Below are 11659 nucleotides of genomic sequence, written 5' to 3' on the forward strand. Positions count from 1 at the left end.
CCGCCCGACACGCGCCGCCCGACACGCGCGGCGCGGGGCGGGGCCGGCTCAGGCCGGCCCGACGACCGCGAGGATCTCGGGGCGGGCGAAGATCTCGGCCGCGATCTGCCGGGTCTCCTCCAGGGTCACCGCGTCGATGCGCTCGATGACCTCGTCGATGCCGAGCAGCTCGTCGTAGACCAGCTCGGCCTTGCCCAGCCGTGACATCCGCGAGCCGGAGTCCTCCAGGCCCAGCACGAGGCCGCCGCGGAGCATGCCCTTGCCGCGCTCGAGCTCCTCGGCGGTGATGCCCTCGGCGGCCACCCGGGCCAGCTCGGCGCGCACCACGGCGAGCACGTCGTCGAGCTTGGCCGGCAGGCAGCCCACCGAGACCCCGACCAGGCCGGAGTCGAGGTGGTGGCTCTCGAAGGAGTAGACCGAGTAGGCCAGTCCGCGACGCTCCCGCACCTCCTGGAAGAGCCGGCTGGAGGTGCCGCCGCCCAGGGCGGTGTTGATGACCCCGAGCGCGAAGCGGCGAGGGTCGTTGCGGGTGATGCCCTCCATGCCGAGCACGACGTTGACCTGCTCGAAGGGGCGGGTCGTGGCCACCGTGCCGGGGCGCACGGGCAGCAGGGCCCGCCCGCCGGCCGCGTCGTCCGGTGCCAGGGTCACCGGCTCCTCGTCGCCGTCGAGGAACCCCCCGCGGCCGAAGGCGGCCTCGACCTGCGCCACGACCACGTCGTGGTCGACGTTGCCGGCCACCGCGACCACCATGGTGGCGGGGCGGTAGTGGCGCCGGTAGAAGGCCACGATGCGCTCGCGCGTCATCGCGGTGATCGACTCCTCCGTGCCCGCGATCGAGCGGCCCAGCGGTGAGGTGGAGCCCCACGCCTGCTCGGCGAAGAGGTTGTGCACCACGTCGTCGGGGTCGTCGTCGTGCATCGCGATCTCGTCGAGGATGACGTCGCGCTCGGCCTCGACGTCGTCCCCGTCGATGCGGCTGGCGGTGATCATGTCGCCGAGCACGTCGACGGCCAGGGGCAGGTCGTCGTCGAGCACCCGGGCGTGGAAGCAGGTGTACTCCTTGGCGGTGAAGGCGTTGAACTCACCGCCCACCGCGTCGAGCGCGATGGAGATGTCCAGCGCCGAGCGCTCCGCGGTGCCCTTGAAGAGCAGGTGCTCGAGGAAGTGCGAGCAGCCGTGCAGGGTGTCGTCCTCGTCGCGGGAGCCGACGCCGACCCACACCCCGATGCTGGCCGAGCGGACCCCGGCCATGTGCTCGGTGATGACCCGCAGACCCCCGGGCAGGACCGTACGCCGCACCAGCGACACCACAGCGCCCGCGGCGTCGGTGACGGTCTGCAGCGTGTGGGCCGTGCCCGTGCCGCGGGCGGCGAGCCCGCGGTCGGACGGGGCGAGGGGGCCGGGCGCACCGGCCTGGGAAGCGGTCGACCCGCCCGAGGTGCTCGGGCGGGTCGACCGGGGTGCAGCAACCACGAAGGGTCAGGCCTCCTCGGGGGCGGTCTCCGCGGCGGCGTCGTCGCCGCCCTCGGTCTCCTCGACCACGGGGATCAGGGAGAGCTTGCCGCGGTCGTCGATCTCGGCGATCTGGACCTGGACCTTCTGGCCCACCGCGACGACGTCCTCGACGGCGTCGACGCGCTTGCCGCCGGCCAGGCCGCGCAGCTTGCTGATGTGCAGCAGCCCGTCCTTGCCCGGCATCAGCGACACGAAGGCGCCGAAGTTCGTCGTCTTCACGACGGTGCCGAGGTAGCGCTCGCCGACCTCGGGCATCGTCGGGTTGCCGATCGCGTTGATCGCGGCCTTCGCGGCGTCGGCGGCGGCACCGCTGGTGGCGCCGATGTAGACGGTGCCGTCGTCCTCGATGGAGATCGAGGCGCCGGTGTCGTCCTGGATCTGGTTGATCATCTTGCCCTTCGGGCCGATGACCTCGCCGATCTTGTCGACGGGCACGCGCACGGTGATGATGCGCGGCGCGGTCTCCGCCATCTCCTCGGGCTCGTCGATGGCCTCGGCCATGACGTCGAGGATGGCCAGGCGCGCGTCGCGGGCCTGGGTCAGGGCCGCGGCGAGCACCTCGGCGGGGATGCCGTCGAGCTTGGTGTCGAGCTGCAGGGCGGTGACGAACTCGCGCGTGCCGGCGACCTTGAAGTCCATGTCGCCGAAGGCGTCCTCGGCGCCGAGGATGTCGGTCAGCGCGACGTACTGCGTCGAGCCGTCGACCTCGCCGGAGATGAGGCCCATCGCGATGCCGGCGACGGCGGCGCGCAGCGGCACACCGGCCTGGAGCAGCGACATCGTCGAGGCGCAGACCGAGCCCATCGAGGTGGAGCCGTTGGAGCCCATGGCCTCGGAGAGCTGGCGGATCGCGTAGGGGAACTCCTCGCGGGTGGGCAGCACGGGCAGCAGGGCGCGGCGCGCGAGCGCACCGTGGCCGACCTCGCGGCGCTTGGGCGAGCCCACGCGGCCGGTCTCGCCGGTGGAGAACGGCGGGAAGACGTACTTGTGCATGTAGCGGCGCGACTTCTCCGGGGAGAGGGTGTCGAGCTGCTGCTCCATCTTGAGCATGTCGAGGGTGGTGACACCCAGGATCTGGGTCTCGCCGCGCTCGAAGAGCGAGGAGCCGTGCACGCGCGGGATCACGCCGACCTCGGCGTGCAGCGGGCGGATGTCGGCCAGGCCGCGACCGTCGATGCGGACCTTGTCGCGCAGGACGCGCTCGCGCACCAGCGACTTGGTCAGCGAGCGGAAGGCGGCGCCGAGCTCCTTCTCGCGACCCTCGAACTGACCGGCGAGCTTCTCCAGGACGGCGGCCTTGACCTCGTCGGTCTTGGCCTCGCGCTCCTGCTTGTCGCCGATGGTCATCGCGGCGGCCACGTCGGACTGCGCGGCGGCCTCGACGGCGGCGTAGACGTCGTCCTCGTAGTCGAGGAAGATCGGGAACTCCTGCACGGGCTTGGCGGCCACGTTGGCCAGCTCGACCTGCGCCTCGACCAGCTGCTTGATGAAGGGCTTGGCCGCGTCGAGACCGCCGGCGACGATCTCCTCGGTCGGGGCCTGCACGCCGCCCTGGACCAGGGTCCAGGTCTGCTCGGTGGCCTCGGCCTCGACCATCATGATGGCGACGTCGCCGGTCTCGGTCACGCGGCCGGCGACGACCATGTCGAAGACGGCGCGCTCGAGCTCGGAGTGCTTCGGGAAGGCGACCCAGCGCCCGTCGATGAGGGCGACGCGCACGCCGCCGACCGGGCCGGAGAAGGGAAGGCCCGAGAGCTGGGTGGAGATCGACGCGGCGTTGATGGCCAGCACGTCGTAGGGGGTGTCGGGGTTGAGCGCCATCACCGTGATGACGACCTGGACCTCGTTGCGCAGACCCTTCTTGAAGGTCGGGCGCAGCGGGCGGTCGATGAGGCGGCAGGTGAGGATGGCGTCCTCGCCCGGACGACCCTCGGAGCGGAAGAAGGAGCCGGGGATCTGGCCCGCGGCGTACATCCGCTCCTCGACGTCGATCGTCAGGGGGAAGAAGTCGAAGTGGTCCTTGGGGTGCTTGCCCGCGGTGGTCGCGGACAGCAGCATCGTGTCGTCGTCGAGGTAGGCCGTGACGGAGCCGGCGGCCTGGCGGGCCAGCAGCCCGGTCTCGAACTTGACGGTGCGGGTGCCGAAGGGACCGTTGTCGATGACGGTCTCGACGGCGGAGATCACGGGCTCAGCCGTGGTGTTCTCGGTCAAGGGGTGTCCTTGTTCTGTGCTCGCGGAGCGGACCGCGGCGTCCCCGCTCGAGGTGGCGGGCGTCTTGCGACGAGGATCCCGCGTGGGTGACCCTCCCGATAGCTGCTGGGAGGGGGCCGGTCTTCGATCGAGGCCCGCAGCGCGTCCGCCTCCTGGCGGGTCTGAGGGCCACTACCGAGGACCGGGCCGACGATGCGGGTCGCTCCTGGTGAGTGGAGATGGTGTGGAGATTCAGTTGTTCCGTCTCCGAGCGTAGTGCCCGGAGCCGTAAATGCGAGGGAGCGGCTGCCCACGAGGGGCAGCCGCTCCGCCCGTCAACGCGGTGTCAGCGACGCAGGCCGAGACGCTCGACGATCGAGCGGTAGCGGGCGATCTCCGTCTTCTGCAGGTAGTTCAGCAGGCGACGACGCTGGCCGACGAGCAGCAGCAGACCACGACGGCTGTGGTGGTCGTGCTTGTGCTGCTTGAGGTGCTCGGTGAGGTGGCTGATGCGGTGGCTCAGCAGCGCGATCTGCACCTCGGGCGAGCCGGTGTCGCCGTCGGTCGTGGCGTACTCGGCGATGATCTTCTTCTTGGTCTCCGCGTCGGTACCGATCGACATGCGGTCTCCTTCCGTGCCCGAGGTGGGCGTTCGCTGCGCGGCGCGCCGGGGCCTGTTCTCCCGGGCACTCTGGTTCCGCGGCCGTTGGACGGCGGTGTTCGTGTGAGGGTCGTGCGAGGTGGTGCCGCTGCCCGCGGCGACGGCGTACGACGTGCTGCGGGCAACCGGTGGAGACTACCGCGCGCACGCCGGGGCCCCCAAAAGGGCGTCAGCCGACGCTGACGTCGACCCACGCCGGGGTGGCGTCGACGCGCCCGCCGCCGTCGCGCGCCCGTGCTCCCATCCGGTAGGACCCCGGCGCGAGGGCCGACCAGGTCCAGGACCACGTGGTCGGGCTGGCGAAGCGCGCGGCGGGGGTCGAGGCGCCGTCGTTCCAGGTGAAGGGTCCCCAGCTCCCGGTCGCGGCATTCCACCACAGGCCCGTGGTCCGGTCCTGCAGCGCCACGTCGACCCAGCCCACCCCCGAGAGGTCGGTGGCGCGGCCGGCGAGGACCACGTCGCCCGGCGCGAGCACCTGGCCCGCGGTCGGTGCCGTCACCCGGGTCTCCGCGCCGGTCTGGTCGGGCTCGGCGAGGCCGACCACGAAGCCCGCCGAGGCGCCGACGGGGTCCTCTCCCCCACCGGTGTCGACGGCGCGGGCGACCACGACGTACCGCTCGGCGGCCGGCGGGGTCCAGGTCGCGCTCCAGCCGGTCGCCGTCGCGCCGGGCGCCGTGAGCGTGGCGGTCGACCAGGTCGGGTCGGCCGACCAGGCGCTGCCGGTCCACCACAGCCCGCTGCGCGCGTGCTGCACCGCCCAGCGCACCGCCGCGACGCCACGGTCGTCGGCCGCGTCGCCGGACAGGGCGACCGTGCCGGGCAGGAGCGTGGTGGCGGGCGGGGTCACGGTGGTGCTCGGCGCCACCGGGTCGGGCTCGCGCACCGAGACCTCGGTGCTGCGCACCGGCGCCGACAGCGTGCCGTCGGCGTCGCGGGCCCGGGCCTCGAGGTGGTAGTCGTGGTCGGTCTCGGCGCCGGGGAAGACCCACCGCCACCGGGCCGAGGTGGGGCTGCCCGCCCACGGGGCGAGACCCCAGGTCTGCGCGGTCGCCCAGGTCGCCGTGGTCGGGTCCCACCACAGGCCCGTGGCCCGGTCGCGCACCGACACCTCCACCGAGGCCAGCGACCGGTCGTCGCCCGCCAGGCCCTCGACCACCACCGGACCGGGCGTGACCGAGCCCGTGGCCGGCGAGGTCAGCGACAGCGTGGGTCGTGAGAAGAGGTACGCCGGGCGCGCGCGGCCCGGGTCGAGCACGACGACCCGGTCGTTGGAGGAGTCGGCGACGTAGAGCAGGCCCGCCGCGTCGTGGGTGATGCCGGCGGGGTTGCGCAGCTGCAGCGGACCCGAGCCCACCGAGCCCCAGCGCCCGAGGAAGGCCCCGCCGGTCGTGAAGGCCTGCACCCTCGACTGCGCCTCGTCGGTGGCGTAGACGACGCCGTCGGAGACGGTGACGCCCCACAGGCCGGTGAACTTGCCGGCCGCGGTGCCCCTGCCGCCGAAGCTGCGCAGCGCCGGACCGCCGGTGGGGCCGTAGACGTAGATCTTCTGCTGGTTGGTGCCCGTGTCGGCGACGTAGACCAGACCGGTGGCCTCGTCGACGGCCACGGTCCGGGCGTTGCGCGCGATGGTGGCGACCTGCGCGCCGGTGTCGGCGTCGAGCACCTTGACCTGGGCGCTGCTGTTCTCGTAGGTCGACCCGGGGTCCGCGACGTAGGCGTAGCCGCTGCCGAAGGCCATCCCGAAGGGCTTCTCGAGCATGCCGGGCTCGTTGTTGCGCCGGTTGCCCTCCTCGCCGACCTGGAAGAGGAAGCCGGCCTCGTCGTCGTAGACGAAGACGGTGCCGCCGGCGTTGTTGCTCACCCAGACGCGGTCGCGCGCGGCGTCGACGGCGATGCCGCGGGGGTACTTCACGCCGTAGGGCGGGGTGTTGCCGCGCCCGCCCCAGCAGCCGGTCCACGTGCCGTCGGCGGCGTAGCGGCAGAAGCGCTGGTTCCAGGAGTCCGCCACCCAGACCTCGCCGGTCGCGGGGTCGACGCCGACGTCGCGCGGCTGGCCGAGCTGCCCGCCGGGGCGCTCGGGCAGCGGGGTCGGCTCGACCCCGCGCGAGACGCCGGTCAGGGGGTCGAAGGCCTGGATGCGGTAGTTGCCGTACTCGCTGACCCACAGGTCGCCCTCGGGCCCGAAGGCGAGCTGGCGCGGGGCGACGAGGCGCCCGGGCCCGGTGCCGTGGCCGCCGATCTGCAGCAGCGGTCGGCCCTCGAGGTCGAAGACCTCGACCTGGTCCTGCACCGCGTCGACGACGTAGAGGCGCCCGGCCTCGTCGTCGACCACCACGCTGCGCAGGTCGCCCGAGAGCGCGCCGGGCACGTCGGCCTCGCCGGAGGTGCCGATCGAGCGGATCAGGGTGCCGTCGGGCGAGAGCACCTGGACCCGGCGGTTGACGGCGTCGGCGAGGTAGACGCGTCCGTCGGAGTCCACGTCGATGCCGTAGAACTGGCCCGGCTTCTGGCCCGGGAAGGACAGGTCCCACGAGGAGACCTGGGCGCCCCCGCCGGGGGCCAGGCGGATCAGCCGCGAGGGGTCGGCGTCGGTGTTCCACAGGTGGCTGTCGAGCACCCAGACGTAGCCCTCGTCGTCGACGGTGACCCACGCGGTGTAGGTCTGGGAGCCGGACGTCGGATCGACCACCACGTCGGGCAGTCGCGTGCCGTCGGCGGCGTAGTGGGCCAGGGTGTCGGGCTTGGGCTTGCCGACGTAGGTCTCGCCGGTGCGCGGGTCGACGGCCACCGAGGCCAGGACCGACTCGGGGTCGCCCGAGGCCGCGCTGGGCTGCGGGAGCACGCCGGTGGAGCGCCAGTCGGCGTCGAAGGTGCGCACCTGGTAGTTGAAGTAGTCGCCGACGATCCAGCGCTGCGAGACGGGGTTCCACGCCAGGCCCCAGGGGAAGAGGCTGGCGCGACCGGTGCCGCCGATGGTGCGCACCAGCGCGGGGGGCTTCCACGGCTCGGCCGCCGCAGCCGCGCCGGGGCCGACCCCGGCCCGGTCCGGGCCCGGCGCCGGGAGGAGCGGGAGGAGGGGCAGGGCGAGGGCGAGGAGCGCGACGAGCGCCCCGGTCACCGCACGGCGCGCAACAGGCTTCACCCAGCGAGTCTGCGAGCGCACCGCCGCACCCGCGACCCCCATTGTGGGGAGCCGGTCCGGGCCGGGCTCCCCCGGCCCGGACCCGCTCAGCCCTCCAGCAGCGCGAGCACCGCGGCCCGCGCGGCCTGCGGGTCGGGCGCCGACAGCGCGGCCTCCGCGGCCTCCTCGCACGTGGCCATCGACACGGTGCCGAGGCGGGCGCCGACCGACCGCACGGCGGCCGAGGCCATCGACAGCGAGGTGACCCCCATGCCGACCAGCGCGCAGGCCAGCAGCGGGTCGGCCGCGGCCTCGCCGCACACGCCCACGGGCTTGCCGGCCTCCTGGCCCGCGTGGGCGGTGATGGCGATCAGCTGCAGCACCGCGGGCTGCCACGGGTCGGTGAGGTGCGCCAGGTCGGTGGCCATGCGGTCGGCCGCCATGGCGTACTGCGTGAGGTCGTTGGTGCCGATCGAGAGGAAGTCGACCACCTCGAGCATCCGGTGGGCGAGCAGGGCGGCGGAGGGCACCTCGACCATGACACCGGCCTTGAGCCCGCGGGAGCGCACCGCCTCCGCGAACCCGGCCGCCTCGGCGACCGTGGCGACCATGGGCGCCATCACCCAGGTCTCGGTGCCGGTGCGCTCCGCGGCAGCGGCGATGCCGTCGAGCTGACGCTCCAGGAGGCCGGGGTTGTCGAACGAGAGCCGCAGCCCGCGCACGCCCAGGGCGGGGTTCTCCTCCCCGTCGTGGGTGGCGAAGGCGACCGGCTTGTCGGAGCCGGCGTCCAGGGTGCGCACGACGACGTAGCGCTCACCGGAGAAGGGCGACAGGACGTCGGAGTAGATGTCGGCCTGCTCCTCGACCGAGGGCTCCTCGGTGCGGTTGAGGAAGCACAGCTCGGTGCGGAAGAGCCCGACGCCCTCGACGGGGCCGGTGGCCGCCCCAGCGGCGCTCTCGCCGTCGGCGACGTTGGCCAGGATCTTCACGCTCGTGCCGTCGGTGGTGCGCCCCGGGCCGGTCCAGCCCTCGACCGCCGCGCGGACCTCGCGGTCGGCCGCGACCCGGCGGGCCGTGTCGGCCTCGTCGGGGTCGAGCTCGACGACGCCGGTGGACCCGTCGACGAGCAGGCGGGTGCCCGAGCGCAGGCCCATGGCGCCCGCCGTGCCGACCACGCAGGGGATCCCGAGCTGGCGCGCGATGATCGCGGTGTGGCTCGTGGGCCCGCCGCGCTCGGTCACCAGCGCGACGACCACCGTGGGGTCGAGCCCCGCGGTGTCGGAGGGCGCGAGGTCCTCGGCCACCAGCACCGAGGGCTCCTGCGGCGTGGGCACGCCCGGCTCGGGCTCGCCCACGAGGTGCGCCAGCACCCGGCGCTCGATGTCGCGCAGGTCGGTGACCCGCTCGGCCATCAGCCCGCCCATCTGCGTGAAGACGCCCACGAACTGCTCGACGCCGGCGGCGAGGGCGCTCAGCAGGTCCTCACCGGAGCGCAGGTGCTTGCGCACGGCGATGCGCAGGCCCTTGTCACGGGCCAGGCCCGCGCTGGCGGTGAGCACCTCCGCGGCCGCGCCGTGGGCGCTGCCCGCGCGGCGCTCGAAGCCGGCCGCGACCGCGCCCGCGGCGTCGTCGTAGGCCCGCAGGGCGGCCTCCTCGTTGAGGGAGGCGCCGTCGAAGGCCTCGATCGCGGCGGGGCTGATCTCGGAGCGGACCACGAGCGCGGGCCCGGTCGCCAGCCCGGGCACCACCGGGGTGCCGAGGAGCTGGTCGGTGGACGTCTGGGTGACCATGGCCACAACTTATCCCCGGAATCACTTGACAGTCAAACAGAAACGGGGATAAAACAACATGAACGCAGAACCGCACCGGCCGAGCCGGTGACCGACCAGACCGGCAGGAGCCGGCAACCGAGAGGGGGGACGAGGGCAATGTACGCAGAGGAACGCCAGCAGGCCATGGCCCAGCTCGTCGCCGACCGCGGCCGACTGTCGGTGACCGCGCTCGCCGAGACCTTCGAGGTCACCACGGAGACCGTGCGCCGCGACCTGTCGGCCCTCGAGCGGATGGGCCTCGTGCGGCGTGTCCACGGCGGGGCGATCCCGGCCCACACCCTCGCCGCCATCGAGTCCGGCCTGCTCGAGCGCGACCAGGCCAACGTCGCGCAGAAGGACCGCATCGCCCAGGCCGCGCTCGACCTGCTGCCCGCGCCCGGCTCGGTCGTGCTCTTCGACGCCGGCACCACCACCGCCCGCCTCGCCAGCCTGCTGCCCCGCGACCACCAGCTGATCGTGCTCACCCACTCGGTGCCGATCGCGGCCCGCCTCGCGACCGTGCCCCACATCGAGCTCCACCTGCTGCCCGGACGCGTGCGCACGACGACGCAGGCCGCCGTCGGCGCCGACACGGTGGCCGCCCTCGAGCTGGTGCGCGCCGACGTCGCCTTCGTCGGCACCAACGGCATCACCGTGGGCCACGGCCTCAGCACCCCCGACCACGACGAGGCCGCCACCAAGCGGGCCATGGTCGCCGCCGCACGCCAGGTCGTCGTGCTCGCCGACGCCGCCAAGGTGGGGCAGGAGGCCCTCGTGCGGTTCGCGTCGCTGGAGGACGTCGACCTGCTCGTCACCGACGACGCCATCGACCCCGAGCACGCCGTCGAGCTCAAGGACCACGACGTGGAGGTCGTCATCGCATGATCGTCACCCTGACGCCCAACCCCAGCCACGACCGGACGGTCACGCTCGACGCCCCGCTCGAGCGCGGCGCCGTGCAGCGCGCGGCCTCGGTGCTCTCGCAGGCCGGAGGCAAGGGCGTGAACATCTCGCGCGCCTCCGTGGCCGCAGGAGTGCCGTCGATCGCGGTGCTGCCCGCGCCCTCCGACGACCCCTTCGTGCTCGAGCTGCTGGCCGCCGGGATCGACTGCCGCCCCGTCGACGGCACGGGCAGCCCGCGGGTGAACATCACGATCACCGAGCCCGACGGCACGACCACCAAGCTGAACAGCCCCGGGCCCGACGTGACCCCCGAGGTGCTGCGGGCGCTGGTCGACTCGCTGCGCCGCCGGGCAGGCAGCGCCGACTGGATCGTCCTGGCCGGCTCGCTGCCCCCCGGCGCGCCCAGCTCCTGGTACGCCGAGGTCGTCACCGCGGTGCGCGACACCCCCGCCCGGGTGGCGGTCGACACCAGCGACGCCCCGCTGCGCGCCCTCGTCGACGCCCTGCCCGGGGCGGCGCCGTACCTGATGAAGCCCAACGGCGACGAGCTGGCCTCCTTCACCGGCGGCGACGCCGAGGAGCTCGAGCGCGACCCGCACGCCGCGGCCCGCGCCGCCCGGCTGCTGGTCGACCGCGGTGTCTCCACGGTGCTCGCCACCCTCGGCGGCAACGGCGCCGTGCTCGTGACCGCCGACGGCGCGTGGCACGCCACTCCCCCGCCCACCACCGTGGTCTCCACGGTCGGTGCGGGCGACTCCAGCCTCTTCGGCTACCTGCTGGGCGACCTGCGCAAGCACTCGCCCGCCCAACGACTCGCGCTCGCCGTCGCCTACGGCAGCGCGGCCGCCGGACTCCCCGGCACCACCATCCCGCTGCCCGCCCAGGTCCGCCCGGACCTGGTCGCGGTCCGCGACCTGCTCGACACCCAGGAGGGTGAACGTGTCTGACCTCATCACTGCCGACCTGGTCCGCCTCGACGCGGACCTCGGCTCGGAGAAGCACGACGTGATCCGTGCGCTGGCGGCGACGGTCGGTGAGGCCGGCCGCGCCACCGACGTCGCGCAGCTCGCCGACGACGCGATCGCCCGCGAGGGCACGTCGCCCACCGGCCTGCCCGGCGGCATCGCCATCCCCCACTGCCGCACCGCCGGCGTGGAGGAGCCGACGCTCGCCTTCGCCCGGCTCTCGCCGCCGGTCGACTTCGGCGCCAAGGACGGGCCGGCCGACCTCGCCTTCCTCATCAGCGCTCCCGCGGGCGGTGACGCCACCCACCTGCAGCTGCTGACCAAGCTGGCCCGCGCCCTGGTGAAGCCGGCCTTCACCGACGCGCTGCGCGCCGCCGAGACGCGCGAGGAGGTCGTGGAGATCGTCGCCGACGTGCTCGGCACGGCCCCCGCGGCCAAGCCGGCCGCCGCCGCGGCCCCGGCCGCCGCGAGCGCGTCGGCGTCCGCCGGC

At 74.0% G+C, this 11659-nt stretch carries 8 protein-coding genes; 3 read left to right on the forward strand and 5 right to left on the reverse strand.

All coding sequences use genetic code 11. The features are described 5' to 3' along the window. Positions 1 to 48 precede the first annotated feature (48 nt). From LPA27_RS08585 to ptsP, 5 genes are all read right to left on the reverse strand, one after another. Positions 49 to 1476 carry a pitrilysin family protein gene (locus LPA27_RS08585; RefSeq protein ID WP_324251250.1) on the reverse strand — a complete coding sequence of 476 codons (1428 nt, stop codon included), beginning with the start codon at positions 1474 to 1476 and terminating at the stop codon, positions 49 to 51. A 6-nt stretch (positions 1477 to 1482) separates the two neighbouring features. Further along, entirely contained in the window at positions 1483 to 3729 is a 2247-nt protein-coding gene (locus LPA27_RS08590; protein WP_056862427.1) for a polyribonucleotide nucleotidyltransferase, read from the reverse strand. A gap of 325 nt (positions 3730 to 4054) precedes the next feature. Then, positions 4055 to 4330: a 30S ribosomal protein S15 gene (gene rpsO, locus LPA27_RS08595; protein WP_228942176.1), complete on the reverse strand. Its 276-nt coding sequence runs from the start codon at positions 4328 to 4330 to the stop codon at positions 4055 to 4057. Between the two features lie 208 nt (positions 4331 to 4538). Next, complete coding sequence (locus tag LPA27_RS08600) at positions 4539 to 7511, reverse strand: NHL repeat-containing protein (protein WP_228942177.1); 2973 nt, start codon at positions 7509 to 7511, stop codon at positions 4539 to 4541. A gap of 86 nt (positions 7512 to 7597) precedes the next feature. Next, positions 7598 to 9280, reverse strand: coding sequence for a phosphoenolpyruvate--protein phosphotransferase (gene ptsP / locus LPA27_RS08605; protein ID WP_228942178.1), 1683 nt, complete (start codon positions 9278 to 9280; stop codon positions 7598 to 7600). 138 nt (positions 9281 to 9418) lie between these two features. Between ptsP and LPA27_RS08610 the strand changes: the two genes are divergently transcribed. From LPA27_RS08610 to LPA27_RS08620, 3 genes are all read left to right on the forward strand, one after another. Next, complete coding sequence (locus tag LPA27_RS08610; RefSeq protein WP_056862424.1) at positions 9419 to 10186, forward strand: DeoR/GlpR family DNA-binding transcription regulator; 768 nt, start codon at positions 9419 to 9421, stop codon at positions 10184 to 10186. Beyond that, positions 10183 to 11151, forward strand: coding sequence for a 1-phosphofructokinase family hexose kinase (locus LPA27_RS08615; RefSeq protein ID WP_228942179.1), 969 nt, complete (start codon positions 10183 to 10185; stop codon positions 11149 to 11151). The genes LPA27_RS08610 and LPA27_RS08615 overlap by 4 nt, the downstream gene beginning before the upstream one ends. Beyond that, positions 11144 to 11659: PTS sugar transporter subunit IIA (locus LPA27_RS08620; protein ID WP_228942180.1), on the forward strand; the 516-nt coding region annotated here is incomplete at its 3' end. The genes LPA27_RS08615 and LPA27_RS08620, both read left to right, overlap by 8 nt.

This window comes from Nocardioides sp. Leaf374 (genome assembly GCF_916862475.1).
Lineage (GTDB): Bacteria > Actinomycetota > Actinomycetes > Propionibacteriales > Nocardioidaceae > Nocardioides > Nocardioides kribbensis.

Excerpts from the sequence above, each read along its gene's own strand:
- rpsO (WP_228942176.1), bottom strand. The coding sequence starts at position 4,330 with ATGTCGATCGGTACCGACGCGGAGACCAAGAAGAAGATCATCGCCGAG.
- ptsP (WP_228942178.1), bottom strand. The coding sequence starts at position 9,280 with ATGGTCACCCAGACGTCCACCGACCAGCTCCTCGGCACCCCGGTGGTG.
- LPA27_RS08610 (WP_056862424.1), top strand. The coding sequence starts at position 9,419 with ATGTACGCAGAGGAACGCCAGCAGGCCATGGCCCAGCTCGTCGCCGAC.
- LPA27_RS08615 (WP_228942179.1), top strand. The coding sequence starts at position 10,183 with ATGATCGTCACCCTGACGCCCAACCCCAGCCACGACCGGACGGTCACG.